24 protein-coding genes are annotated in these 25,058 nt (G+C 53.3%); 5 read left to right on the plus strand and 19 right to left on the minus strand.

From position 1 onward, the window contains the following. Nucleotides 1–77: 77 nt before the first annotated feature. Together MKY64_RS18275 and MKY64_RS18280 are read right to left on the minus strand one after the other, a co-directional pair. On the minus strand, nt 78–476 hold the full coding sequence (locus tag MKY64_RS18275) for a spore coat protein (protein ID WP_209878353.1): 399 nt from the start codon (nt 474–476) through the stop codon (nt 78–80). Between the two features lie 32 nt (nt 477–508). After that, the gene (locus MKY64_RS18280) at nt 509–742 is read right to left on the minus strand and encodes a hypothetical protein (protein ID WP_036696741.1); all 234 of its coding nucleotides are present in this window, start codon (nt 740–742) and stop codon (nt 509–511) included. 188 nt (nt 743–930) lie between these two features. On the opposite strand from MKY64_RS18280, the gene MKY64_RS18285 reads away from it, so the two are divergent. Continuing rightward, on the plus strand, nt 931–2,169 hold the full coding sequence (locus MKY64_RS18285) for an NAD(P)/FAD-dependent oxidoreductase (RefSeq protein ID WP_209878357.1): 1,239 nt from the start codon (nt 931–933) through the stop codon (nt 2,167–2,169). A gap of 83 nt (nt 2,170–2,252) precedes the next feature. Here MKY64_RS18285 and MKY64_RS18290 read toward each other — a convergent pair whose 3' ends face one another. From MKY64_RS18290 to MKY64_RS18305, 4 genes are all read right to left on the minus strand, one after another. Next, a complete protein-coding gene (locus MKY64_RS18290) occupies nt 2,253–3,812 on the minus strand; it encodes a flavocytochrome c (protein WP_340954878.1) in 1,560 nt (519 codons plus the stop codon). 128 nt (nt 3,813–3,940) lie between these two features. Beyond that, the gene (gene dcuS, locus MKY64_RS18295; protein ID WP_340954879.1) at nt 3,941–5,554 is read right to left on the minus strand and encodes a DcuS/MalK family sensor histidine kinase; all 1,614 of its coding nucleotides are present in this window, start codon (nt 5,552–5,554) and stop codon (nt 3,941–3,943) included. Nucleotides 5,555–5,758: 204 nt separating this feature from the next. Further along, the gene (locus MKY64_RS18300; RefSeq protein WP_036722498.1) at nt 5,759–6,118 is read right to left on the minus strand and encodes an FMN-binding protein; all 360 of its coding nucleotides are present in this window, start codon (nt 6,116–6,118) and stop codon (nt 5,759–5,761) included. Between the two features lie 25 nt (nt 6,119–6,143). Continuing rightward, on the minus strand, nt 6,144–7,574 hold the full coding sequence (locus tag MKY64_RS18305) for a flavocytochrome c (protein ID WP_339313272.1): 1,431 nt from the start codon (nt 7,572–7,574) through the stop codon (nt 6,144–6,146). Nucleotides 7,575–7,758: 184 nt separating this feature from the next. Between MKY64_RS18305 and MKY64_RS18310 the strand changes: the two genes are divergently transcribed. After that, complete coding sequence (locus MKY64_RS18310; RefSeq protein ID WP_339313271.1) at nt 7,759–8,217, plus strand: hypothetical protein; 459 nt, start codon at nt 7,759–7,761, stop codon at nt 8,215–8,217. A 126-nt stretch (nt 8,218–8,343) separates the two neighbouring features. On the opposite strand, the gene MKY64_RS18315 is transcribed toward MKY64_RS18310, so the two are convergent. Then, a complete protein-coding gene (locus tag MKY64_RS18315; RefSeq protein ID WP_209878365.1) occupies nt 8,344–9,063 on the minus strand; it encodes a response regulator in 720 nt (239 codons plus the stop codon). Nucleotides 9,064–9,219: 156 nt separating this feature from the next. After that, on the minus strand, nt 9,220–9,897 hold the full coding sequence (locus MKY64_RS18320; protein WP_340954885.1) for a lactate utilization protein: 678 nt from the start codon (nt 9,895–9,897) through the stop codon (nt 9,220–9,222). A 94-nt stretch (nt 9,898–9,991) separates the two neighbouring features. Here MKY64_RS18320 and MKY64_RS18325 point away from each other — a divergent pair, with 94 nt between their 5' ends. Further along, nucleotides 9,992–10,693, plus strand: a complete 702-nt coding sequence (locus MKY64_RS18325; RefSeq protein ID WP_340954887.1) for a Crp/Fnr family transcriptional regulator — start codon at nt 9,992–9,994, stop codon at nt 10,691–10,693. Between the two features lie 398 nt (nt 10,694–11,091). Here MKY64_RS18325 and MKY64_RS18330 read toward each other — a convergent pair whose 3' ends face one another. The 6 genes from MKY64_RS18330 to MKY64_RS18355 form a co-directional block, all read right to left on the minus strand. Then, nucleotides 11,092–11,499, minus strand: coding sequence for a hypothetical protein (locus MKY64_RS18330; protein WP_339313267.1), 408 nt, complete (start codon nt 11,497–11,499; stop codon nt 11,092–11,094). A 23-nt stretch (nt 11,500–11,522) separates the two neighbouring features. Then, entirely contained in the window at nt 11,523–11,921 is a 399-nt protein-coding gene (locus tag MKY64_RS18335) for an Imm7 family immunity protein (RefSeq protein ID WP_339313266.1), read from the minus strand. Between the two features lie 36 nt (nt 11,922–11,957). Then, complete coding sequence (locus MKY64_RS18340) at nt 11,958–13,160, minus strand: MFS transporter (protein WP_339313265.1); 1,203 nt, start codon at nt 13,158–13,160, stop codon at nt 11,958–11,960. An 81-nt stretch (nt 13,161–13,241) separates the two neighbouring features. Next, nucleotides 13,242–13,787, minus strand: coding sequence for a hypothetical protein (locus tag MKY64_RS18345; RefSeq protein WP_339313264.1), 546 nt, complete (start codon nt 13,785–13,787; stop codon nt 13,242–13,244). A 130-nt stretch (nt 13,788–13,917) separates the two neighbouring features. Further along, nucleotides 13,918–14,337, minus strand: coding sequence for a DUF350 domain-containing protein (locus MKY64_RS18350; RefSeq protein WP_036696710.1), 420 nt, complete (start codon nt 14,335–14,337; stop codon nt 13,918–13,920). A 32-nt stretch (nt 14,338–14,369) separates the two neighbouring features. Then, the gene (locus tag MKY64_RS18355; RefSeq protein WP_339313263.1) at nt 14,370–16,736 is read right to left on the minus strand and encodes an endonuclease MutS2; all 2,367 of its coding nucleotides are present in this window, start codon (nt 16,734–16,736) and stop codon (nt 14,370–14,372) included. 152 nt (nt 16,737–16,888) lie between these two features. Between MKY64_RS18355 and MKY64_RS18360 the strand changes: the two genes are divergently transcribed. Beyond that, a complete protein-coding gene (locus tag MKY64_RS18360) occupies nt 16,889–17,236 on the plus strand; it encodes a phage holin family protein (RefSeq protein ID WP_036696706.1) in 348 nt (115 codons plus the stop codon). A 43-nt stretch (nt 17,237–17,279) separates the two neighbouring features. Here the strand turns inward: MKY64_RS18360 and MKY64_RS18365 are convergent, their stop codons facing one another. Beyond that, on the minus strand, nt 17,280–18,380 hold the full coding sequence (locus tag MKY64_RS18365) for a GGDEF domain-containing protein (RefSeq protein ID WP_340954895.1): 1,101 nt from the start codon (nt 18,378–18,380) through the stop codon (nt 17,280–17,282). A 273-nt stretch (nt 18,381–18,653) separates the two neighbouring features. On the opposite strand from MKY64_RS18365, the gene MKY64_RS18370 reads away from it, so the two are divergent. After that, complete coding sequence (locus MKY64_RS18370; RefSeq protein WP_036722528.1) at nt 18,654–19,040, plus strand: cupredoxin domain-containing protein; 387 nt, start codon at nt 18,654–18,656, stop codon at nt 19,038–19,040. 322 nt (nt 19,041–19,362) lie between these two features. Here the strand turns inward: MKY64_RS18370 and MKY64_RS18375 are convergent, their stop codons facing one another. From MKY64_RS18375 to MKY64_RS18390, 4 genes are all read right to left on the minus strand, one after another. After that, nucleotides 19,363–20,556 carry a sugar ABC transporter permease gene (locus tag MKY64_RS18375; protein WP_340954897.1) on the minus strand — a complete coding sequence of 398 codons (1,194 nt, stop codon included), beginning with the start codon at nt 20,554–20,556 and terminating at the stop codon, nt 19,363–19,365. Between the two features lie 2 nt (nt 20,557–20,558). Next, on the minus strand, nt 20,559–22,070 hold the full coding sequence (locus MKY64_RS18380) for a xylose ABC transporter ATP-binding protein (protein ID WP_209878383.1): 1,512 nt from the start codon (nt 22,068–22,070) through the stop codon (nt 20,559–20,561). A gap of 87 nt (nt 22,071–22,157) precedes the next feature. Beyond that, the gene (xylF, locus tag MKY64_RS18385; protein WP_209878455.1) at nt 22,158–23,204 is read right to left on the minus strand and encodes a D-xylose ABC transporter substrate-binding protein; all 1,047 of its coding nucleotides are present in this window, start codon (nt 23,202–23,204) and stop codon (nt 22,158–22,160) included. A 247-nt stretch (nt 23,205–23,451) separates the two neighbouring features. Beyond that, the gene (locus MKY64_RS18390; protein ID WP_340954899.1) at nt 23,452–25,032 is read right to left on the minus strand and encodes a helix-turn-helix domain-containing protein; all 1,581 of its coding nucleotides are present in this window, start codon (nt 25,030–25,032) and stop codon (nt 23,452–23,454) included. Between the last annotated feature and the right edge of the window lie 26 nt (nt 25,033–25,058).

Consider the following 25,058-nt stretch of genomic DNA (forward strand, 5'->3'; position numbering starts at 1 on the left):
TTTGACTTCATTCCCTTTATATTTTCTCCTGCATGGCCGGGTAAGCGCTCTAATGCTTCACAGGGCCATCGCCAGGGTTACATATAATAGGAACCGTTATGATGCTGCTGGACGTTCGGCTGGTGCTGCGAAACATTCGAATGCTGGTTATACGCTCCTGCCCCGCCTGTTTTCTCACGCACGAACTGCTGCAGCTTCTGCTGGGTCTGCTGGGCACTCTGAATCTGCTTGTCCACATCCTGGCGCAGCGCTTTGCCCGGAGGGGTGTACATGTTCATTTGCGACATCTGCATGTACAATTCCCCCTGAATTCTGAGGGTATCCATAGTCAGATCATTGAATACCCGTCTGACGGCGGGACAATTCGATTCTGTAGCTGCTGTGGTGTACTCGCGGACAGTCCGCTTCAGATCAGCCAAAATTGTGTTCAGTAAATCTTCATCCGCCATAAACGGTGTTCCATTCTGTGCGTACACAGTAAAACCTCCTTCAAAGTTTGTGGGTTCTGTTATTGCGGCTGTGATGGTGCGTACTGCTGATGCTGATGGAGCAGCTGGACCAGCATATCCATGTGATGGGTATGACTCTGAATCTGCTGGATGCAGATCCCCTGCACGGCAGAGTTCTGAGTGGTTCCGGCTGTAGCCGCGAGCTGCTTAATCAGCAAATCCTCATTGGAAATGGAATCGGCAATGTATTCCAATTCTTTTCCGCTAAGTGCCTGCATTTGGTTAGATTGCATGTTCGGTAGTCCCTCCTTCTGGTTGTTCAAGCGTTCCTTAGTATGCTTCCGGAGAAGGCTGTTTATGTGCCCGAAGGTACATTAAGCAAGCTCACATATGATGAATAATCCTTAAGGTCTTGACGCATGAGACTCTTCAATAGTGCAAATAATACTACTCTGAATGACATAAAGGAGCGAACAGATCTATGAAACTCGTCAGCGGGCAACTGCCCTGGGAACACACACTGCCTGAGCCTCCGGTATATCCGGTGCTTGAGGAAGATATAACCTGCGACTGTCTCATTGTAGGCGGCGGGATGGGCGGAGCGATGATGTCTTACCGCATGTCCCTCAGTGGAGCAGATACCGTTCTTATCGATAAAAGAACGATCGGTACCGGAAGCTCCCACGCCAATACGGGATTGCTGCAGATCGCCAATGACAAGTCGCTGACAGCTTGCATGAATACTTTCGGGGAAGAGAATGGCGTGTTGTTCTACAAGCTGTGCCAGCAGGCCATGCGTGCGATTCTTGACCTGCCCGGCAAGCTGGACATCGATCCGCAGATCATTGAACGCACCAGTCTGCTCTATGCCAGCGTCCCGGAAGATGTGGATATGCTGAAGCAGGAGAATGAGAATCTGATCAAGCACGGCTTCGACTCGGAGTTCTGGGAGGCGGAGAAGATCCGCGCCCATTACGCCTTCTCCAAACCAGGTGCGCTGTATTCCAAAGGAGATGCGGAAACCAATCCGCTGCGGACGGTACACAGCCTGATTCATAAAGCGCACTCCGGCGGGGTAAGGGTCTATGAGCATACCGAAGCCCTTCATTATGAGTACAATCCAGACGGCGTAATCTGTCATACCGGACAGGGGCGGATTGTTGCAAAGAAAGTCGTCTTTGCTATGGGGTACGAGACCCAGGAGATGAAGAAGGACCGGGGAGCAGAGCTGATCAACACCTATGCTATTATGACCGAGCCTCTGCCACATCTTCCAAAATGGCATGAGCAGAGCCTGCTCTGGGAAACGGCCCGGCCTTATCTGTATTTCCGGACTACCCCGGAAGGCCGGATTATCGCCGGCGGCAAGGATGAGCAGCTTACCAGCGTGGAGCGGCGTGAGGTAAGAGTCCTCTCCCAGTGTGAGCGTCTGGTCGAGGAGCTTACGGCCCTGTTCCCGGAACTTCAAGGAATCAAGGCCGAATATTCCTGGGGAGCGGTCTTCGGCTCCACCCGTGACGGACTGCCTTATATGGGGCCGCACCCGGAATTTCCGCATTGCTACTTCATTGAAGGCTATGGCGGAAACGGCACGGTCTACAGCATGATTGCCGCCGAGCTGCTTGCCGATACGCTGGCCGGCAAAAGCCGTCCGGAGCTGGAGCTGTTCTCGCTGACCCGGTCGGCCAAGCCTGCGCCCTCCCCGGCGATACAGCCTTAGAGCTGCAACACAGAAAGGGATGCCCGCATAGCCTGATGGCTGCGGAGCATCCCTTTTACATGAGAACAATATAGGATAATAGCTTATTGCGCTTTTACAAATTCAGCCGACTTAATCCCTGCCTGACGTCCGAAGATAATGATCTCGGCTACCGAGTTACCGCCGATGCGGTTCTCACCGTGCAGCCCGCCGACCACTTCTCCTGCCGCGAACAGGCCCGTAATCGCCTTGCCGTCTTTGTTCAAGACCTCAGTGTTGGTGTTGATCACCACTCCGCCCATCGTATAGTGAATCCCAGGGCCGATCTGAATCGCATAATACGGAGCACCGGACAGATCATTATCCATACCGGTAGTTCTGCCGAACTCGGCATCCGACTTAGCTTTTACCGCACTGTTCCAAGTATCTACTGTAGTCTTGAGTGAAGCTGCAGGAACTTTCATCTGATCCGCCAGTGCCTCGATGGTATCTGCGGTCTTGACTACACCCATCTTGATGTATTGATCTACCGCCTTGACACGGGATTTCACTCCGGCGTCGAACACGAGATAAGCGGATTTCTCAGGAAGTGTATTAATTGAAGCCGTCACCTTGTCACGGGTATCCATCTCATTGCCGAAGCGCTTGCCCTCAGCAGATACAAGAATAGCCCCTTCTCCCCGGACCGCTTCACCGATCAGGTAGGATTTCTCCTGCTGTACAGTCGGGTGAACCTGAATCTGATCCAGGTCTACGGTAGTTCCGCCGACCTTCTCAATCATGGCAATGCCGTCGCCGGTGCTGCCAATCTGGTTGGTCGTTACCAGTCCTTGCAGATCCGGGCGAACCTTGGCAATCAGTTCCTTGTTGGCACCGAAGCCCCCGGTGGTTACGATAACTGCTGCTGCGCTGATCGTTTTGTCATCGGCCTGGTTGAACAGCACCTTCACGCCGTTCACCTTACCATCCTGTACCGTAAGCTCCTTCACATCCGCATTGACGAACAGCGGAATTCCCTGCTCCTGAACATTGCGGACAAGTCCTGCTACAAGATATTGTCCCACGGCCGAGCCGTCCTCCGGACGATGGGTACGCTTCTCCTTCATACCGCCGGTAATTGTAATATTGTTCAGGCGGATTCCGATGGAATCGAGCCAGTCAATGGCACCTGCGGATTGATCCACGAAGAAGTGCAGCAGCTCCTTATTGTTCGTATCATGTCCGCCCTTAAGGGTCTCTTCATAGAACAGTTCGTTGCTGTCTTCGATGCCCTGCTCCTTCTGGAACTTGGTCTGCGAGGCATTCATCCCTGAGGAGGATTTAGTCGTATTGCCGCCGGCAACCGGCATTTTCTCTAAGATCACCGGGTTCATGCCGGCTGCTTTGGCTTCCAACGCAGCAGACATTCCCGCACCGCCTGCGCCGACGATGACGATATCATATTTATCCTTTAACTGATCGTACGGAGTATAGCTCGCTTCGGATGCTCCCGACACGGCTTCTGCCTTCTCTGTAGGTACAGTGGTTGCTGCCGGCTCTGTGGCCGCGCTGCCCGCTTCCTTGCTCTCATTCTTGCTGCTGCCCGCATTGTTGTTTCCGCAGCCTGCAATGACCAGCATCACGGAGAGAATGAGGATAAGCGCCGCTGTTAATCTCTTATTCATGTGAGTTGTGCCCCCCTTGTGCATATTTTCACAATTATCATAGCGCCAAAGAAGCGGTTTGTGGAACCTTCCGTAAATTATTAAAGAGTTTTGTAACTAAAGTAAGCGGGTATGCAGACCTTAAATGTTCACACACCCTCCTCCTCCTTCACCTCATAAGGCACATCCACGATAAAATGTGCTCCCGGCCCGCAGCCGGCGGCAAGCTCAAGATGACCCCCCAGTTTGTCTACACTTTTCTTCACCAGATATAGGCCGATTCCCCGCTGTTCACCCTTGGAGGAGTAGCCCTGAACGAAGATCTTCTCCCCCAGGCCCGCCGGAATTCCCGGACCGTTGTCGCTAACCTCGCATAGCAGCCGCCCTTCTTCATATTGAAAAGCAAGCTCCACCCGCTTCACGGGTTGCTCACAGAGCTCCCCCAGCGCCTCCAGAGCATTATCCAGCAGATTGCCGGCAATCGTAATCAGCTCATGAATCACCTGCGGATCAGCCGGCTCCGGCAGATAGCTGTCTCCGGTCAGCAGCAGCTCCATCCCCGCTTCGCGTGCCCGGCTCAGCTTCCCCAGCAGAAATCCGGCCAGCACCGGGTCCTTGATCTGTCTTGTGATCGACCCGATCTCCTTCTGGTAATTGCTTACCGTTCCCAGAATATATTGCTGCAGCTCATCATACAGACCCATATGCGTCATGCCCATAATGACATGCAGCTTGTTCATGAACTCATGGGCACCGGAGCGCAGCGCTTCTGCATAGACCGAGACTCCCGACAGCTTCTCTGCCAGCACAGCCAATTCGGTTTCATCCCGGAAGGTAGCAATCGCGCCAACGATATTCCCGTTCACCCGGACTGGCAGGCTGTTCACCAAAAGAGAGCTGTCTCCCAGCTCCAGCTCCCGGTCCTGTATCCCCTCTCCCTCAGCCAATACCTGCTCAAGACCCAGCTCCGGCCAATACTCGGCAATCTGCCGGTTCATGGCGCTCCCGCCAATCCCCGCTGCCCGCAGAAGCCGCTGTGCTTCCATATTAAGGATGGTAATCCGCGCCTCCTGATCTACGGCAATAATTCCCTCACGCGTGGATTCCAGCATCGCACTGCGTTCCTGGAGCAGCTTGGAGATGTCCTCCGGCTCCATCCCGAACACCATCCGCTTGATCCGGGCCGCCAGAATGAATGCTCCTCCCGCTCCAAGCAAGGCTCCCGAGACCAGAATCGCAATAATCGTCCACTCATTCATCAGAACCAGCCGCTCGACCCGCTCCAGGGACAGACCGGCAATGACCACACCCACCTGATGCCCCCGGTTGTTATAGACCGGCACGAAGCCGCGCAGGGATCTGCCGAGCGGACCGGCCCCTTCGGAGATGCTCTCCCCTCCGCGCAGCGATATCTCCTGGCCGCCTCCCGCAAAGGGAAGACCTACCAGCGAAGCATCCGGATGAGAATAGCGGATTCCCTTCATATCTGTCACGACCACGAACATAATATCATTGCGGCGGGCGATCCTTGAGGTGTAGTCCTGAATCTCCTTGCTGTTGCCCTCACTGAGTCCCTCAGAGACCAGCGGAATCAGGGCGATGGTACGGGCAATCGTAATCGCCTTATCCTCCAGCGCCTGCCGGGTCTGCGGAATAATCTGATTCCGGAAAATAAAATATAAAATCAGCAGTACCAGCAGGACAACGGCAGACACCATGACGGCAATCATTGTGCGCAGACTGTAGCTTTTTTTCCTGGCCACTGGTGCGAAGACCTCCCTTCATGTCCCATATTCCTATACCATTCGAACTATATTATTTGAACTAGAATTTGTAAAGCTACTCCAGAGTGATTGTTTCTGGGGATGGAACTATGCAGCAAGCCCAGCCGTTCTGCCGGAGACAGGAGGGCTGGGCTTGCTCGGGTGATATGACCACAACACTTTTATAAGCTATTGAATGATGACTTACTGCTTCTTGGCCTGTTCCAGCGCCTGGGTCACCGCTTCAATAATTCCGCCGCTGGAGCCGGAAGCACCAGAGAGAGCGTCTACGCCTTCTGTGGTTTGTTTTTCAATAATTTCAGGAATCGTATTCTCTACAGCCGCATCGATCATCGCCTGCGTCTCCTTATGCTCCTGTACGGTAATGGCGTCGATCTTCTCATCTTTGATCTCTACCGCCACTTTAATATCACTCTTAACCCCTTTGCCTGTTCCATCATAGGTCCCGTCCACATACTTGCCGGAAGATGATGAGCATCCAGCTGTTAGTACTGTTGCAGCCGCGAGGGCAGAGAACAGCAAGGTTTTTGTCCACTTGTGCATGAATAATTCCTCCTTCTGAAAGTTCCTATTTCTTAAGTGCCTTCACAGCTTCATCCGCTGCGATCCGCCCGAAGGTAGTGATGTCTGCCAGTGCATTACCGCCCAGACGGTTCGCGCCGTGTACTCCGCCGGTTACTTCGCCCGCAGCATACAGCCCGGCAATGACCTGATCCTTGGTATCCAGCACCTGAGCCTGGGTGTTAATTGCTACTCCGCCCATGGTATGGTGGATTCCCGGTGTTACCTGAATTGCATAATATTTACCCTTTTCAAAAGACAGCTCAAGATCCGGCCGTTCAAACTCTGTATCCTTGCCGGAAGCAACGAAGCCATTATACGTTTTCAGTGTATCCGCAAGTGCTTTGCCATCTACACCAATCTGTGCCGCCAATTCTTCAGGTGTTGCCGCTTCTTTGACCAGATCCATTCCAAAATAAACCTCAGTTGCCTTCAGGTTCGCACGCAGCTCATCATTGAAGATCAGGTAAGCTACTTTACCGGATTGGGCCAGAATATTCTGGGACACGACATCGCGGGTCAGCAGTTCATTCGTGAATCGCTTGCCTTCGCTATTGACCAGAATCGCACCGTCTCCGCGTACCCCTTCCGTGATCAGCACGCCTTGATTAGGAATGGTGGTCGGATGAATCTGAATCTCCTTCATGTCTACAAGCTTGGCACCAATCTTCTCTGCCATCGTTGTACCATCTCCGGTTGCGCCCGGGTGGTTAGTGGTAGAGAACCCTTCCAGCTTCGGCTGATACCCCTTGATCATGTCCATGTTAGCTCCAAAACCGCCAGCCGCCAGGATAACGGAATTCGCACTAATCGTGTACTGCTTGCCATCCTTATCCGTCACCTTCACTCCGGTAACCACGCCGTCCTTGTTCTTGACGATCTCATCGGCAGTCGTCCGCAGGCGCACATCAATCTTGTACTCCTCCAGCTTCTTCTTCAGCGCGACTACGATGAAATTCCCTGCCGCTTCCCCGCCTGCCGGACGATGAATCCGGTTCACGCTTGCCCCGCCTGCGCGTCCCACTTCAGACAGCTCGGCTCCATTCTCCTTCAGCCACTCCACCGAAGCCGCCGCACCGTTTGTAAGTGTTCTGACCAGATCCGGGTTGTTCAGGTTCTTGCCGCCCTTCATGGTATCCTCGAAATGCAGCTCCGGACTGTCTGTAATGCCAGCCGCTGCCTGATAAGGTGTTCCTGCCGCATTCAATCCGCCTTCCGCACGGACGGTGTTGCCTCCAAGCATAGGCATTTTTTCGATCAATATCACTTTGGCTCCCTGATTATGCGCTTCAATGGCAGCAGTCATTCCCGCGCCGCCGCCGCCGATAATAACAATGTCCGTAGACTCCCCTTTGGTGCTGTTACATGCAGGCAATACCACCAGACTTGCCAACAGCAACCCCTTGCCCAGCAGACTTCCCCATCTCTTTCTGTTCATTCAGTTCTCCTCCAATTGTTATTGTGCATATTTTCACAATCATCATAACCTGAAGGAGCCCTGACAAGAATATTTAGTAATTAAAGAAATGATAAAGTAAATAAAGGTAGTGAATTTGCTTGAATGTGTTTATAGATTTATAATTGGAGCTTATACAACCGTATCACTAGGAGGAACAGAAACTATGGAAAAAAGCGAAAAATATTGGCTGGCCGGTGCTGTTCTGGCAGCAGCCGGTGTCTCCCTGATGAGCTACACCGCGAGCCGCTATACTTCATTCAAAAGAGTAGTTACCCGAACCATCCATCTGGAAGATATCGCCGCTCTGGAAATTACCCGCCTATCTTCTGTTCCCGGTGAACAGAAGGATATTGTGCTTACTGAGCCGGAAGCGATTAAGCGGATCTACGATGATTTCTCCAGCGTCCGCCTGATGAAATCCGCCCGCAATGTGAGCACAGACAGCAAGTACAGCTATTACATTACCATCGTCCAGGCCGACCGGAAGCAGCGGTTCGACATTATTTTGAAGGGCAAGCATCACATGATTATCTACGACAATGACATGAACAACCCGCACCTGGTAGCCTACAAAATCATTAACGAGTTCAGTCCGCTGGCTCTGCAGCAGGCCTTCGATTGATTCTGCGCACGCTTATGTATGGCATAGCTTAATAACCTTCACAGCTAATGTGACGGCTATATGGAGTCATGGAACGCCTGGGGCACCCTCGGGACACCTTGACTCCGTTTTATTTTAAGAGAACGCTCATAGATATTTACGGATAAGTTCATGCCCTTCGGGTCTCACCTTATACATATACACCGGCCTGCCTACCGCCCCGTAGCTAAGCTCCATTTCCAGAATACCTGCCTCCGTCAGAAAAGCCAGATATTTGCGGACCGAGATCCGCGAGATGGGCGCATGACTGCTGATATCCTCCGTGGAGAACACCGGGCTCTCCAGCCGGTTAATTGTGCTCCAGATGCTCTCCAGTGTGCCTTCGGCAAGCCCTTTGGGCAGCGGCAGGGCAGCGTACTTCTCCTCTTCCGTCCCGAGCGAATGCCGCAGCAGCTTATCCAGCTGCTCCTGGCTTAGATGCTCCTTGTGCATCAGCTTATAATCTTCACGATACGCCGACAGTGCCGCCTGAAACCGGGCAAACTCGAACGGCTTGATCAAATAATCCACGGCCCCGTTCTGCAGTGCCTTGCGGATGCTCGCATTATCACTGGCGGCGGAGATCACAATGATGTCCACCTTGCTCCCCTGCTCCCGCAGAGCAGAGAGCAGTTGCAGCCCGCTGACACGCGGCATATAAATATCCAGCAGCACCAGATCTACCTGCTGCTCCTCCAGCATAGTTCTCGCTTCATCCCCTGTCGCCGCCCAGCCCGCATACTCAAAGCCCGGCACCTGCTCCAGATAATGCCGGTTAAACTTCGCTACCATCGGGTCATCTTCAACGATTAGTACTTTAATGTTCATGGGGTCTCCTTGTCTTTTGTGCAACTATAACTACATATAACTACAACTAATATAACATTGCGGCGGAGAATTTTGGAGGGAGGTGTGCTGAGACATAGAATCAAAACTAACAAAAAGACACCAATTCGAGAAATTACCCGAACGGTGCCGAAAAAATTAAAATCCCAAAGACTCACCAACGAGGATAACCTTTATTCTCCCCGCTGTTTTACACATTCTTGTTTCGACGATGTAAGAACAGATACAATCCTCTGATTTACAATCTGCACAAGCACCATTGATTAGGCAGGGCGTTTTTTGCGGTGAATGTAAAAATGGGCTGGACGAACTCGAAAGACGGTTTGCGTTAATGGGAGCGGCATAGGTTCTGGCTCTTATCACTGCATCTTCAGCGGTCTTGCACACCTTATTCATCCCCACGACAGCAACCACACTTCTCGGTCCAAAAGTAACCGCTGCCGCCCGATTGCCCACACTGTCGATATTGACCAGTATCCCATCTTCACTAACCGCGTTGAAGCTGGTTAAATAGGTGTCGCACAAAAGAGATTGGCGCATGAGGTCATAACGTTCCTCCATCGTCTGCGCTGTATCACGATCAATGACTGCATAGTTGCCTTGGCGTACCCGGTCAAGAAGCCCGATGTCCTCAAGCGTGACTGAACCGCCCCAAGATACCGAAGACTGTTCCGGAATTAAGGATAGCGCCTTTTCCGCAGCTTCTATGGCGTTGTCACAGTAATAGGCCTCAAATTTTCTGCTTTGCAGATTTTTCATAACCTTGGAGGCTAACAGCCGGTTTCTCGCTTTGATTGAATCTTCTTTCGTTTGCATTGCTCTTCCTCCGTTCTGACGTTAGACAAGGTGGCTAAACTTCGTGTGTATGTATGATTAATATAGTATAGTAAAAAGAAAAAGGATGTTGCACATGCAACGCGAAGCCGCTCAGAATAACTTAAAATCCCTCTGCCAATCACGTTTATTTACAGGGATTGCTCCAGATGATATTCCCCAAATGCTTGAATGTCTGTCAGCCACACGCAAAGAATATGCAAAAGATGAGATGGTTGTCCGTGAGGGCGATTACGTTGATGATGTCGGCATCATATTGCAGGGCCTCGCTCAAAGTACGAAATTGAACGTCAAAGGAAAACAAATTATTGTATCCCTCCATTACCCGGGTGGATATACCGCTGTTCTCACAGCTGCCAGCCGTGGAAGAAGATGCCCGATGTCAGTACAGGCCATAGAACCGCTTGAGGTTCTCTTTATTCCTATCCAAAGCATATTGAGCCGTTGCACGAAGCTATGTATGGGTCACGAACAATTACTTGGCAATCTTTTTGATAGTATTGCCGAACGTGCGTTAGAATTGCATGACCGGAATGATTGTCTAATTATGCCGACTATTCGGGATAAGGTTCTAACTTATTTAACAAGAGTGATGCGTGATGCTGGAACAGAAACTTTTACGATTCCCTTTGATCGAGAAGCGATGGCCGAGTATCTGGATGTAGACCGCAGCGCCTTGTCCAGAGAGCTGGCATGGATGAAGCGGGACGGCTTGATTGAGTTTTATAGAAATGAGTTTAGGCTGCTGGAAGAAGCAGTGGAAAAGGATGTTCAGTAATAGCAAGCAGGGCTGGTGTGGTCTTTGCTTATGTGACGGCAGTTACTATGGGGGAGTTCACCGATTTTCCAGTTTTGATTGGATGATATTGGGGGGTGGTTTTCTATTGAAAAAAACTTTGTTTCGCACGCCCTTAATTTTCGAACTTTGGACGGTTATTTATATTACAAATGTTGCGCAGAAGGGTATATTTAGTTAACCATATATCTTTATATTCTATATAGATTAGTAAATTTCGCCAATCAAAACAATCTTGAAAGACTCTAGGCCTCCCAAGGTTGTTGGTTAAATCTAAAAATCGAATGGGTCCGCTATTGTAAACTCATCTTCATGCCATAATTTTTTTGACTAAGTGTCTCAAGAACCATCAATATCCTACATGGCAGTATTCAAGTTTTTCACTTACTTCTTGGAAAAGGATCTCCTTCTAATATTTTGAATGATATTTTTTTTGCTGCTATAAAAATTGGAGGTTTATCAAAACCCTCTACACTGATTTTGAAAATATAATTCCCCAGTTCTACCCTATATTTTTGATTCAAGTCAATGATTTCATCATCATTGGCTAGTTCAATAAAAACTTTGGCTGTATCCGTATGCCATAAAAATAAAGTTGAAACAAAATAAGGTTCTTCAAACTCAATATCTATCGCATATTCATTACTACTTTGGTCAATGCTACCTGACAAAACAATTTGTCCTGCATCCATGCGACAAAATTCAAAATCCATCCATAAGCATCGACTTAAATGCGTATTGATTCTCTTGATCTCTAAGTTAACTTCATCTACACTCATTGCAAACATATGAATCCTCTCCTGCTCGGTCACTATAATATGTCATCCTCCACGACCGGAACAAACGGTGATAACCAGACATCCTCTTGCCGCCTTAGAGTTCCTCGGGCTAGTACGTAGACTTTGAACTCGTTATCGTAGCCTTCGATATCCTCATCATCTCTTGTATAGAGTAAGCCATAAGAACCCGGTGCTTGGTCTGCGATGAATTGAAATAGCTCAATGATCTCCCCGGCCTCGAAACTTTTGTGATTCAAAAATCCTCCTACAGCAAGATGATACGTCCCATTTGCGGGATAGACTTTTAGGAGTCCATCACTCCAACCCAACTCTAAGATAAAGTTTTGTATATTTTTGAACACCAATTCTAAATTTTCAGAATCTTCTTCAAATGTCTCCCGGATCGTAGACCAGCCATGAAACTCGTACATCTTCTCACCCGCTTCCTAGATATTTGATGAAAACAATCAAAACCTCCCCCTCTGCCCCAGCAACCCCCGCACCACCACCCAGCTCCCCAGCGGCGCGGCCCCCAGCAGGAGCATGAGCAGCGTGATCGTCCGCAGGGACTGGTCCAGGGACAGCACGGCGATGAAGATCAGCAGGCCGAGGAGGCGGCCGCTCATCAGGCTAAGCTCCCTGAGCACTACCAGCTCCACGCGTTTGCCGGCGCTCTCCTCGGACACTCCCATCAGGTCGAAGCTGGTGGACAGCATCGGCAGCATGTAGAGGGGCAGGCAGAGTGAGGTCCCGATCCCCATGATGAGGAGGGTCGTAAAGTTCACCTTCCATAGCAGCGGAAGAAGGAAGGCGATGAGCAGCAGGCTGCCTGCCAGCATACCGCCGAGGCGGGCGCGGGGCTTGAACCATCTGCCGGCCGCATAATAGCTGATCAGGGAGACGGCGGAGGTCAGCAGGGCGAACTGTCCCAGCTTGCTCTCCTCTTGTGCTGCAATGTAGACGAGCAGACCAATCAGGAAGGAGAATACGCCTTCCCGGATGCCCTGAAATACTAGCGCCGCCGCAACTGGCCGCCAAGGACTGCGCCTGCGGGTAAGCTCGCGCCAGGGCTCCAGCCAGAGATAGGCTTCACCGCGCGGCCGTTTGCGCAGGCCGAAGCTGAGCACAGCAGCCAACCCATAGATACATAACGACAGTATGAATACCATACGGTAGCCTTGTCCGCCTTGCCAGCGGGAGATCATCCAGCCGGACACCCAGGGTCCGGCTATTCCCGTCAGGGAACCGAGCAGGCCCATCCACCCGTTATAGAAATCGCGGTTCTTGGCATCGGTAATCTCGAAGAAAACAATATTGAACGCCAGCCAGTACAGCCCGATGGATAGCCCGAGGACCCCGCCCAGCGGCCAAATGTAATGAATCGCGTCGCCCCGCAGCCACAGCACCAGCAAATAAAAAAAGCCCGATACGGCAATTCCCAGCCGTAGGGCATTCATTTTGTTATGTTCTTTCACCCACTTGCCGCCCAGCCAAAAGCTGAGACCCACCGCAAGCTGCTGGGCCACGGTGAACCAGCCGATCATGGCGAAGTTCTGCCGGCTTTTCCACAGATATACGTTGAGGAACGTCCCTGCAAGCACTGTAGCCAGAAGGTATAGCCCGCCTACAGCCAGCAGCAGCGCCGCCTGTCCCCGTTCAGAACCTCTCATGCTTAGCCCTCCCTGCTCGTCCTAAGACACATCATCTATTACTAACATGTCCAGACGGCAGGGAAAGCATGAATCCGAACTTTATTCGGCTGCGGTGCTGAGATTGCGGACAAGCTGGATGCGGTCTTCCTGCGCCAGACTATGCTGCACATGGAAGCAGGAAGGACAGACGTACAGATTCAGCGCAAAAGGAGGCTTCAGCACGGCTGCGCCGCCTAGCGCTTCCGGCGTTGCCGGGGTGAACCCGTCCACCTGCTGCGTACCGGAGTGAAGCATCAGCTCATGGCATTGCGGACATTCCGGAGCTTCCAGCTGGGCAGCCAGCAAGCCTGAGACCTTGTCCTCATAACGCTTCAGATCATAGTCATCGCCGAATTGGCCCAGCGTACCCCATACAGGCACCACACTATCCTTGTCGTCGTCATCCCACAAATTATCGTCGCTGATCTCTTCCTCCCCGGAAGCTTCCTGCGTATCCGGCTCTTCATCCTCCAGATCCTCTGCACCTATCGTTACTGTGCGGTAGCCGCTAAGCTCGTTATTGCAATGAGGACAGGTATCCTCGGGGCCAAACTCCTCATCCCATACAATCTCGGTATGGCACCATGGGCAAACTGTTGTCTCCATCTGTATAATCTCCTTCGCTTACTCACATTCGGTTCAATTCACCGTTAAATATATAATGCCGGCCGCTATAAAAGCCAGGGCTGAAAAAAACAGAATCCGAATCAGCAGCTTCATCTCCCTGCCCCCTAATTCAGAATATGGCCGCGCCGATAACATAGGACAAGGATATGGAGAGCAGCATGGCTGTCAGTCCTACGGCCCGGTTATCTGCGGCAATCTCTTCATCAATTGAAAAGACCGGAGTAAAAAACTCGAACAGGAAGTAAGCCAGCAGCAGCAGCAAAAAGCCTACAACCGACCATTTCATCGTCTCATAGATGGATGCCCCCGCTTCAATGCTGAAGCGTAAGATGTTGCAGATTCCGAAGATTTTGCCTCCGGTTGCCATGGCTACGGCCACATTCCCCTTACGGATTTCTTCCCAGCAGTTGTATTTCGTCACCATTTCGAAGAAGGACAGGAATACGACCAGCCCCAATATGGCGACAGTGAAGTAGCCTAGCAGCGCCCCCAGCGGATGTTCCAGCAAAAGATCAATATTATCCTGCACACTTTTCCCTCTTCCCTGCCGGACTATGGGCGCTACTCCAGTTCAGCTACCGTCACACCCGCGCCGCCTTCATTATAGTTCCCGAGCCGATAGCTTTTGACATGCTTGTGCTTGCGGAGGTATTCCTGTATTCCTGTCCGCAGGACCCCCGTCCCCTTGCCGTGGATAATGGAGATCTGCCCCAGATTGCCGAGAAAAGCTTCGTCGATGAAGCGGTCGGTCTCCATAATGGCTTCCTCCAGGTTCGCACCGCGCAGATCAAGCTCATTACGGATATTCTCATCGCGTGTACGCTTGACCGTTGTGGCCCTGCGCAGAGCCGGCGGAGGAGCATCCGGGGCGGAGGCCAGGAATTCCAGATCACTCAGATTGACCTTCATCTTCATGATGCCGAACTGTACCACCGCTTCCTTGGTACCACTCAGCTCAACCACAAGGCCCTTCTGATTCACATTCGCTACCTTCACTTCATCCCCTGGCTGAATCTTACGCGGCGCCTTGACCGTGCTGCGCGGCACAGCCTTCTTGCGTGGTGCAGGCTCTGCTTCATCCAGCCGGCGGCGCGCTTCGATCAGCTTATGCTCCTTGACGGATGCGCCTTCCTCCAGCGCCAGGCGGCGGAGGTCACTGATAATCTCCTCGGCTTCCTTGCGCGCCTTGGCCAGAAGTTCGCTGGCATCCTTCTCTGCCTTCTCAAGGCGTTTGTCGCGTGAGCCCTCCAGCTTCTCCAGCTCCTGCTGCTGCCGCTTACGGAACTCCTCCGCTTCGCGGCGAATCTCTTCCGCCCGTATGCGTTCGTTCTCTGCGGTAAGGCGGTTCTCCTCAAGGGATGCAATCATATGCTCAACACGCATATCTTCTTCCTTCACTTCACCGCGCGCATGCTCAAGGATTGCATTTGGCATCCCGAGGCGTTCAGCAATAGCGAACGCATTGCTTCGTCCAGGTACACCGACCAGCAGCCGGTAAGTAGGACTCAGGCTCTGCACATCGAATTCCATGCTGGCATTAATAACGCCTGCCCGTTCATAAGCGTATGCCTTCAATTCACTGTAATGTGTAGTGGCAACCATCCGGGATTCCGTCCGGTGAATATTCTCCAGAATCGCTATCGCGAGTGCGGAGCCTTCGGCCGGATCTGTTCCTGCACCGACCTCATCGAGCAGAATCAGACTCTTCGGTGTCATCCGCTTCAGAATGGATATAATATTCGTCATATGGCTGGAGAAGGTACTGAGGCTCTGCTCAATGCTCTGCTCATCGCCGATGTCGGCGTAGATCGCATCGAAGACACACAGCTGGCTGCCTTCCTCGGCCGGAATGAAGAGACCCGACATGGCCATCAGGCTGAGCAGGCCGATCGTCTTCAAGGTCACCGTCTTCCCGCCCGTATTGGGGCCGGTCACGATGATGGAGCGGTAATCATTGCCCAGCTCCACATCCAGCGGCACAACCTGCTCGGCCGGAATTAGCGGATGGCGGCCTTTGCGCAGGCGCAGGTATCCGCGGTCATTCATCCGCGGCTGGGTAGCCTTCAGGTCGCGTGCCAGACGCGCCTTGGCGAAGATGAAGTCCAGCTCGCCGAGAATGTCGATATCATAAGCCATCTCCTCGGCAATATCGCCGACCAGCGCAGTCAGACGGTGCAGAATGATCTCAATCTCACGTTCTTCGCGCAGCCGCGTCTCCCGCAGCTTGTTGTTCATCGCTACAATGGATTCCGGCTCGATGAACAGCGTTGCCCCGGAGCCCGACTGATCGTGCACAATACCGCCGAAGTGGGCGCGGTATTCTGCCTTGACCGGAATGACGAACCGGTCACCACGGATCGTCACGAGCTGATCCTGCAGCATCTTCGAGACCGAAGACGAGCGGATCATCGAATCCAGCTTCTCACGGATGCGCGTCTCTCCCCCGCGCAGCTCGCGGCGGAGGGAGGCAAGCTCCGTGCTCGCCGAATCCATTACATCGGCATTCTCGTCAATACACATGCGGATAGCATCCTCAACAGGCTTCTGCTCCGACAGCAGATCACTCTGTGCGAAGAGGGCAGGAACGCTCTCATCGTCATGCATGGCATGGATGAACCGCTTCACTCGGCGTGCCCCGCCAATCGTGTTGCCTACCGCAAGCAGCTCTGCTGTGCCCAGCATTCCGCCAATTGATGCACGCTTCAGCGCAGGACGGATATCGGTTACGCCGCCGAATGAAGGAATTCCCTTCAACCGGTCAACATTTACCGCCTCATCCGTTGCCTGCAGGAGCTTCTTCACCCCTTCGAAATCACCGGAAGGCTTCAGGAGCTCGGCGGTCAGCCGGCCCATCGGCGTCTGCGTATACTGCATCAATTTATTTAAAATCTTGCGATATTCAAGCGTATGCAAAATTTTGTCGTCCAATTACTGTCACAGCTCCCTTCATAGATGGAACCATTATACCTAATTTAGCCCATTTTCGCTATTTGGGTATGATTTCTGGGCATAGAAAACCGGCTTCGGGCCACAATAACAACGCACATATCCTTAAGCGAACGCCAAAGGAGGTTAGTTCATTGAGATTCTTAGCTCATGTAGTACGGTTCGTGGTCGCTGCAATCGTGCTGATGGTGGTCGGCTGGATTGTACCGCAGTTCACGGTCGGGGGATTCTGGAGCGCATTCATGCTTGCTCTGGTGATCGCTCTGCTCGGCTGGGTCGTTGAAGGCATTTTCGGCAAAAAAACCACGCCCTTCGGCCGCGGTATCGTCGGCTTCCTGGTCAGCGCCCTGGTCATCTGGATTGCCCAGTTTGTCGTCAGCGGTGTCAGTGTCTCGGTGCTTGGTGCCCTGCTTGCCGCACTGGTCATCGGGATCATCGATCTGTTCCTGCCGGTATCCACTCCGTTTGAAGCAGGCAAATAACGACGCAAGGCACATGCAGACAATGAAACCCCCAGTTCCCGGTCTATATCGGAATTTGGGGGTTTTCTGTAAGTTTATGCACTTCACCGGAAGTGACCGCAGAGGTCACCACAGCATTTTTCCCGCCGCGCTTGGCCGTATACAGCGAATCGTCCGTCTTGCGGAACAGCAGCTCCTTGCCGTCTCCAAGCTGGTAGTGACACAGTCCGATGCTGACCGTAATGGGCTTGTTCCCGGCATACGGATGGCACATGGCAGCAATGCTGATACGCATTTGCTCGACAGCAGCGTAGGCTTCCTGGAAGCTTTTATCCGTAAAAATCACTGCGAATTCTTCCCCGCCATACCTTGCCGCGAAGTCATTCAACCCGATCAGGCTGCCCATCTTGGCCGCCACCTCTTTCAGCACAAGATCGCCCACCCAGTGTCCGTATCTGTCATTGACCTGCTTGAAATTATCGATGTCCATTAACGCCAGCTGCAGCCTCAATCCGTTGTTCTCACACTGCTCCAGCAGCGAATCCAGATACTCATGGAACGTCTTGTGATTATACAGGCCGGTTAACGCATCCATCTTCAGCAGCTTGTCCGAAATCGCCCGCTCTACCATTAGCTCCTGCTCCGACTTGGTGAGCTGCTCCAGATATTCGCGCGTCTCACGGCCACGGAGGATCACCGCCTGCGCCGTCAGGGCAAAAACAACATACACACACTCCACCAGCACGAACTCCAGCAGCGGCTTGCCAAGCAGCGGCCGTTCAAGCCCAAAGTATACCCCCGCGTAGAATACAATGCTAAATGCTCCAAGCGAGTACAGCAGCCGCTGGTCGAAATAGATGAGGGCCAGCATAAGGGGCATCATCAGCATCATCTGGGCACCGTCTACATAAGGCTCCAGCACAAAATACATCAAATAGGAAACCACAAAGCTGCAGACCACAACCGCCTGCTTATGATAACGGAGCGAGCGCCGCAGCCAGACCTCGGCAGAAGCCATACTCAGGACAATCATCAGGTTGCAGACTATGAACATATGGCCTTTGCCGGGACTAAAAATCGTCTGCATCTCAGCAGAACGGGAGTACAGCATATACAGGAACTGGGCGAGCAGCAGACAGAGTACGATGATCCAGTAGCCATACAATATTCTCCGGTGCCATCTCTCTGCACTTTGCAACGCGTAATCTATAATGATCTGACTCCCCTGCTTCTAGCCGAATAATATGAAGCTTTAATTATATTAGGGTTAATTATAATTAATTTTAAACTCTTTTGCATCATATTTTTGCAAAATTCGACAAAGTTTGCAGCGGTGATGACGGCGGCGGTCGGAGTCTTTTTCATAGATTGATCAAGACAACTTGACCGATTTAGGCTATGCTAAGGACAACTGCCCAAGTAGATGAGGAGGATGCATATGATCAGAAAGTCGGCTATTCTATGTTCTATTATATTTGTGCTTCTGCTAACGGCCTGCGGAGGGAACACGAGCAATTCTGATAGCGCAAACAACGCAGCTGCCGGGAGCAATCTGACGGCGGAGGAAGAACTCGTAATTACAGCCACCAATTATAGCTTTGACCAGCCGGAATACCATTTGAAGAAGGGCGTCCCTGTCAAAATCATCTTCGAAAATGAGAGCGGCAATCACGGCATACTAATCCCGGAAATGAAGCTGCGGTTGGATGCCAAGAACGCCTCGCAGGTTGTCCTGCCCGAGGAAGCCGGAACCTTCGAGATGACCTGTGCCATCATGTGCGGCTCCGGCCACAGCGGAATGACTGCTAAGATTATTGTGGAGTAAGCGACGTCCGCGAATTCAGGGGTATTAGTGCACCTCATTGGGCTCGATTGGCCCTCATCCGAGGAATTCAGGTGCACTTTTACACCTTATTGGCTCGTTTGGCCTGCACCCGCCCCCTTCACCTTCGCGCCGGCCCATTGTGTTCGTTTTTTCGCCTACATTCTCCACAGCCCCTCACCCGACACATTGTAATCGGTTTTTCGATTACATTTGGTCGCGCCCCCCTACCGTGCCCAACTTTACAACAAATAAGCCGGCCGGGATATTCTCCCTGCCGGCTTATTTACTCTACATACACGAGCGGCTGCTACAGCCACTTCTCTTACTTCACACCCTTGCTGCGGCCAGAAATATCCAGCCAGACGGCGATGACCAGGATCGAGCCTTTGACCACATACTGCCAGAACGACTCAAGTCCCATCAGCGACATGCCGTTATCAAGCGAGGTCATCACCAGCGCTCCGATCAGAGCGCCGATGACCGTTCCGGCTCCGCCCATCAGGGAGGTTCCGCCGATGACGCAGGCGGCAATCGCGTCCATCTCGGCCATATTGCCTGCGGTAATGGTCGCCGAAGCCAGGCGGGAGGTCAGCACGATGGCGGCGATGGAGCCGAGCAATCCGCTCAGGATGAAGACCAGCATCGTCTTGCGTCTGATGTTAATGCCGGAGAGCCGTGCAGCCTCAATATTGCCGCCGATGGCGTAGATATGGCGGCCGAAGGTTGTCTTGGTGGACAGGAAGTAGAAGATGGCCGCCAGCACAATGACGAAGATGATCGGGAACGGAATCCCTTTGTAATTGTTCATCAAGGCCACGAAGACTACCACGAGCAGGGACAGTCCTGTTACCTTCGCGATATCCATGCCGAGCGGGGCGACGGTGAATCCGTATTTCTTGCGGGAGCGCCGCTTCGTGAACGCGCTATACAGCAGCAGAGCCACCGCGAGCACGCCCAGAATGATTCCGAAGCCTGAGGCAAAATAGGCATTGCCGAGCAGCGCCAGCACCGGATCAGATACCGGAATGGTCATGGATTCGGTCACGCCCATCAGCACCCCGCGGAACACCATCATCCCGCCGAGGGTGACGATGAAGGCGGGGATCATTTTATAGGCGACCAGCCAGCCCTGCACCAGACCCAGCACCGCACCTGCCGCAACCGTGCCCAGGATGACCACGATAGCGGGCAGCTCCAGCCAGTTGCTCAGAATCGCCGCCATCCCGCCGGTCAAGCCGACGATGGAGCCGACGGACAGATCAATATGGCCTGCCACGATAACCAGCACCATGCCAATGGCGAGTATAGAGGTCACTGACATCTGCGTGAACAGATTGGACAGGTTCCGTGAGGTCAGGAAGGTCGGATTCAGCACGCCGAACAGAACCCAGATCAGAATCAATGCGCCAATCATCGTATAGGCGCGCATATCCATTTTGCCGAACAGGGTACGCAAGCGCGATCCTCCGGCGGCCGGAACCGCTTCAGGTTCCTTAAGCTCTTTTTGCAGCTGCATCTCTATCTGCCTCCTGTGGCGGCCAGCATAATATTCTCCTGTGTTGCTTCGCGCCAGTCATATTCCCGTACCAGTTGTCCTTCGCACATCACCAGAATCCGGTCGCTCATCCCCAGCACCTCGGGAAGCTCGGAGGAGATCATTATAATAGCTACTCCCTGCTCCACCAGCTTGTTCATCAGATTATAGATTTCGTACTTCGCCCCGACATCGATGCCCCGGGTGGGTTCGTCCATAATCAGAATCTTGGGGTCACTCATCAGCCATTTGCCGATAACCACCTTCTGCTGGTTCCCCCCGGACAGTGTGCCGACAAGCGTCTCCAGCGAAGCTGTCTTCGTCTTCAGATCCTTCACGTACTGCTCAGACCACTTGATCTCCTCATTCTCATTGATCACTCCGAGCCTGGAGACCTTGCCGAGTGTGGCCAGCGTCGTATTGCGCTTGACATCCATCCCCATGACCAGCCCCTGACGCTTGCGGTCTTCCGTGACCAGGGCAATCCCGGCCTTGATCGCTTCGGCAATCGAACGGATCTTAACGGCCTTGCCTTCGATCAGAACCGTACCTTCGCTTCTTCCGCCATACGCACCGAACAGGCTGCTGACCAGTTCTGTCCGTCCGGCCCCCATCAGCCCGGCAATGCCCAGAATCTCGCCTTGACGAAGCGTAAATCCAATATCTCTAAGCACCTTCTGCTGACGCTTCTCCGGGTGCCAGACATTATAATCTGCGACCTCAAGCACCTTATCCCCGGGTGAATGCGGGACGCGCGGATAGCGCTCGGTCAACTCACGGCCGACCATCAGCGATACCACCTGATCGTCGTTCGTCGCCTGGCGCTCCAGGGTTGCCACCGTCCGCCCGTCGCGCAGCACGGTAATCGAATCGGCCAGTGCGAACACCTCGGGCATTTTGTGGGAGATATAGACACAGGTAACCCCTTCGCGCCGCAGCTGGTTCAGAATGCCCATCAGGATGGACACCTCACTCTCGGTCAGCGCCGCTGTCGGTTCATCCAATATGAGAATCCGGGTATGCTTGGAGAGCGCCTTGGCGATCTCTACGAGCTGCTGCTGGCCGATGCCCAGATTGCCGATCTTCGTATCCGGCGACAGGTTCAGCCCTACCTTCTTCAGCCACAGCGAAGCCTGATGGTACAGCTCATTCCACTGGATCGCCCCGCGCTTCACCGGCTCTGCCCCCAGGAAAATATTCTCGCCGACCGTCATCTCCTTCACGAGCGCCAGCTCCTGATGGATAATCGCAATGCCGGCCTGCTCGGCATCGGTAATTTGGTGGAATGCCTTCTTCTCCCCGCCGATGCGGATTTCGCCTTCATATGTCCCCGCAGGATACAGTCCGCTCAGCACCTTCATCAGCGTGGATTTGCCTGCGCCGTTCTCCCCGCACAAGGCGTGAATCTCTCCTTGCTTCACCTTGAAGTTCACATGGTCCAGCGCCTTCACGCCGGGGAAGCTCTTGCTGATCTCTACCATTTCAAGTACATCCATGCCTGCCGTTCCTCCTTCCCGCTCTCAAGCAGCAAGCAGATGCGGGTTCGCCACTGGCGCCGCATCTGCTTGCCGTACAGGCTGCCCTTATTGTTTCGGCCACTGGTCCTTCGGAACGTTCTTATACACATCCTCCAGCTTGTGGAAGCCGTCCTTGATCAGCACATCCAGGTTATCCTTGTTGACGGCAAGCGGATCAAGCAGCACGGATGGAACATCAATTTTACCGTTGTTAACAGTCTTATCTGTCGAAATAGCCTCGCCCTTGGCAGCTGCCACCGCCATTTCCGCCGCCTTCGTGGCAATCGCGTTGATCGGCTTGTAGACCGTCATCAGCTGTGTGCCTTCCGCGATACGCTGTACAGCAGCGAGGTCAGCATCCTGACCGGATACCGGAATTTTGCCCGCCATGCCCTGCGCCGTAAGCGCCTGGATGGAGCCGCCTGCTGTCCCGTCATTCGCTGCTACAACGCCCTGTACATCGTTATTGTTCGCGGTCAGCGCATTCTCCATATTTTTCAGCGCTTCTTCCGGCTTCCAGTCCTTGGAGAACTGGTCGTAGACGATTTTGATATCGCCCTTCTCTTCCAGCGGCTTCAGAATATTCATCGCGCCTTCCTTGAACATGTGGGCATTGTTATCGGTATCTGCGCCGCCGATGTAGACGATATTGCCCTTAGGAGCCTTGTCGATAACCGCCTGAGCCTGGAATTCACCGACACGCACATTATCGAAGGAGATATAATAATCCACCTCGGAATTGTTGATCAGCCGGTCATAGGCAATGACCTTGATGCCTTCCTTATGCGCCTTATCCACGATGGGAGCCGTAGCCTCCGCATTATGGGCAATGACCACGAGCACGTCCACACCCTGGGAGATCAATTGCTCCGCCTGGCTTAGCTGGGTAGCATCATCCCCGTTCGCGGCCAGCACCTTCACTTCACCGCCAAGCTCCTGTACTTTTGCTGTGAAAATATCCCGGTCCTTCTGCCAGCGCTCCTCCTTCAAGGTATCCATGGACATGCCGATGACAATTTTGTCCCCGTCCTTGGCCGCTCCCGCAGACTCCTTCTTCTCGTTGTCACCGCTTGAGACCACACCGCAGCCCGCCATCGATGCAGCCAGCACCATCGCCGCCAGCCCGAGGGAAATTGCTCTTCCGTATTTTCTCACGATTACTACGCCCCTTTTCGTCAGTCCTATATTTGATTGCGCTTACAAAAAAAGTGTAGCATGGAAAAACCGCCCCGGGAGCAGCGATTCCCTGCACTTATTTGCCCTCCACCCGCATTCTTGGTCTTGCCTGCTGTAATGTAATTCTCCGCCCCGGCTTTCATAGGATAATCCGGGGCAACAGCACAAAAAAGTCCTTGCTCACTCAGCAAGGACCCGGCTTCTCCTGCTGCTGGCGGAATTCGCTTGGCGTCATCCCCGCAGCCTTCTTGAAGACCCGGCTGAAATAATTCGGGTCCTTATAGCCTACTTCATAGCAGATTTCCTTCAGGTTCAGCTGATCCTCAGAGATTAGGCGTTTCGCTTCATTCATCCGCAGCCGTGTGACATAGTCGATGAAGGTCTCGCCTTCATGCTGCCGGAATAATTTGCTGAAATAATGCGGGCTCAGATTCACATATTCAGCCGTCTGCTCCATGGAGATATCCTCTTTATATTTCTGGCTGATATAGAGCAGCGCCCGCTGATGCACATGGGACCGGTGATGCTCCTGCTCCTCCTCCAGGCCATCGATCAGCCGCTCCAGCCAGGACTCCGCGCTTAACCGCAGAGCACGCGGATCTTCCGCTGCGTTCAGCGAAGCCAGCAGCTCTGCACTGGCCGTGGAGTGAACGCCTCTGGCCAGGAACAGCAGCAGGCCGGTTACCTCACCACGCACGGCGGACAGCGGATGGTCCCCTCCCTGCTCGAAGGAGTCATACAGCAGGCTGAAGCGCTGGGCGGCCTCCTGCTTGCTGCGCTGGAGCAGGGCGGTAAGCAGCTTCTTCTCTTCATCCAGAGAGACCGCCGTCTGCCCCGAGCTCTGGATCATATCATCGTAATGGTGCACACCGAATGAATGCTGGTGGTCCGCACATATGCGGACGGCTTCGCGGTAGGAACGGCTAAGCCCGTCCCAGCCTTCACGGATCGAGCCGATCCCGACGCCAATGGGCAGGCTGAAGCGCTCCCGGGTATAGGTGCGGAGCCGCTCTCCCCAGTCCAGCGAGCTGACGCGCTGGGAATATCCGGTCCTCCCCGGCGGCAAGGGAATGAACAGCGCCAGCTGATGCCCGGCCAGCGGTCCGGCGAGGCAGCCCAGTCCTGTTTTGGCAAACTGCTTGACCGCCTCATAGATCTCCCGCTTGGACTGCCGGAACGTCTCCCAGCCGCTCTCCCCGTGCCGGGGGAATGACAGGACCATCGCGTAGCCCTTGCTGAAATGCAGCTCCAGCAGCCCGGCCAGCTGCTCCGGCTCCAGATCCTGCACATGCTCCAGCATGAGCATCAGGGTCAGCTCATTCTCGGCCAGCGGCAGCAGATGGGCCAGCTTTTCCTGCAGCTCCAGCTGTTCATTCCTGCGCCGCCGCTCCTCCTCAATGACCGCCATCAGCTTCCTCAGCACCTCCGCCACCTCTTCCCGCCGGGCCGGCTTCAGCAGATAGTCGCGGACACCCAGCAGCAGCCCCTCCTTGGCATACGCGAAGTAGTCATGGGCCGTAATCATCACAATCTGCGCCGCCGGAAGCTTCTCCCGAATCTGCCGCACCGCCTCCAGCCCATGAATCCCGGGCATCTTAATATCCATGAAAATCATATCCGGCCGGTGCTCCTCCGCCAGCTGAATCGCCTTCCGCCCGTTCCCCGCATGCAGGAATTCGAATTTGTCCGGGATAAGATGCCGGATCATCAGCTCCAGCCCCTCCCGCTCCAGTGCTTCATCATCTGCGATCAGCAGCTTGTACATCGTTATCGCTTCCCCCTTCACTTCAT

The sequence above is a fragment of the Paenibacillus sp. FSL R7-0210 genome (assembly GCF_038009085.1).
Lineage (GTDB): Bacteria > Bacillota > Bacilli > Paenibacillales > Paenibacillaceae > Paenibacillus_AQ > Paenibacillus_AQ silagei.

Excerpts from the sequence above, each read along its gene's own strand:
- MKY64_RS18285 (WP_209878357.1), top strand. The coding sequence starts at position 931 with ATGAAACTCGTCAGCGGGCAACTGCCCTGGGAACACACACTGCCTGAG.
- MKY64_RS18315 (WP_209878365.1), bottom strand. The coding sequence starts at position 9,063 with ATGAACATTAAAGTACTAATCGTTGAAGATGACCCGATGGTAGCGAAG.
- MKY64_RS18390 (WP_340954899.1), bottom strand. The coding sequence starts at position 25,032 with ATGTACAAGCTGCTGATCGCAGATGATGAAGCACTGGAGCGGGAGGGG.
- MKY64_RS18330 (WP_339313267.1), bottom strand. The coding sequence starts at position 11,499 with ATGTTTGCAATGAGTGTAGATGAAGTTAACTTAGAGATCAAGAGAATC.
- MKY64_RS18280 (WP_036696741.1), bottom strand. The coding sequence starts at position 742 with ATGCAATCTAACCAAATGCAGGCACTTAGCGGAAAAGAATTGGAATAC.
- MKY64_RS18345 (WP_339313264.1), bottom strand. The coding sequence starts at position 13,787 with ATGGAGACAACAGTTTGCCCATGGTGCCATACCGAGATTGTATGGGAT.
- xylF (WP_209878455.1), bottom strand. The coding sequence starts at position 23,204 with ATGGTGCTGGCTGCATCGATGGCGGGCTGCGGTGTGGTCTCAAGCGGT.
- MKY64_RS18370 (WP_036722528.1), top strand. The coding sequence starts at position 18,654 with ATGATCAGAAAGTCGGCTATTCTATGTTCTATTATATTTGTGCTTCTG.
- MKY64_RS18300 (WP_036722498.1), bottom strand. The coding sequence starts at position 6,118 with ATGCACAAGTGGACAAAAACCTTGCTGTTCTCTGCCCTCGCGGCTGCA.
- MKY64_RS18325 (WP_340954887.1), top strand. The coding sequence starts at position 9,992 with ATGCAACGCGAAGCCGCTCAGAATAACTTAAAATCCCTCTGCCAATCA.
- MKY64_RS18335 (WP_339313266.1), bottom strand. The coding sequence starts at position 11,921 with ATGTACGAGTTTCATGGCTGGTCTACGATCCGGGAGACATTTGAAGAA.
- MKY64_RS18290 (WP_340954878.1), bottom strand. The coding sequence starts at position 3,812 with ATGAATAAGAGATTAACAGCGGCGCTTATCCTCATTCTCTCCGTGATG.
- MKY64_RS18380 (WP_209878383.1), bottom strand. The coding sequence starts at position 22,070 with ATGGATGTACTTGAAATGGTAGAGATCAGCAAGAGCTTCCCCGGCGTG.
- MKY64_RS18340 (WP_339313265.1), bottom strand. The coding sequence starts at position 13,160 with ATGAGAGGTTCTGAACGGGGACAGGCGGCGCTGCTGCTGGCTGTAGGC.
- MKY64_RS18310 (WP_339313271.1), top strand. The coding sequence starts at position 7,759 with ATGGAAAAAAGCGAAAAATATTGGCTGGCCGGTGCTGTTCTGGCAGCA.
- MKY64_RS18375 (WP_340954897.1), bottom strand. The coding sequence starts at position 20,556 with ATGCAGCTGCAAAAAGAGCTTAAGGAACCTGAAGCGGTTCCGGCCGCC.
- MKY64_RS18320 (WP_340954885.1), bottom strand. The coding sequence starts at position 9,897 with ATGCAAACGAAAGAAGATTCAATCAAAGCGAGAAACCGGCTGTTAGCC.
- MKY64_RS18305 (WP_339313272.1), bottom strand. The coding sequence starts at position 7,574 with ATGAACAGAAAGAGATGGGGAAGTCTGCTGGGCAAGGGGTTGCTGTTG.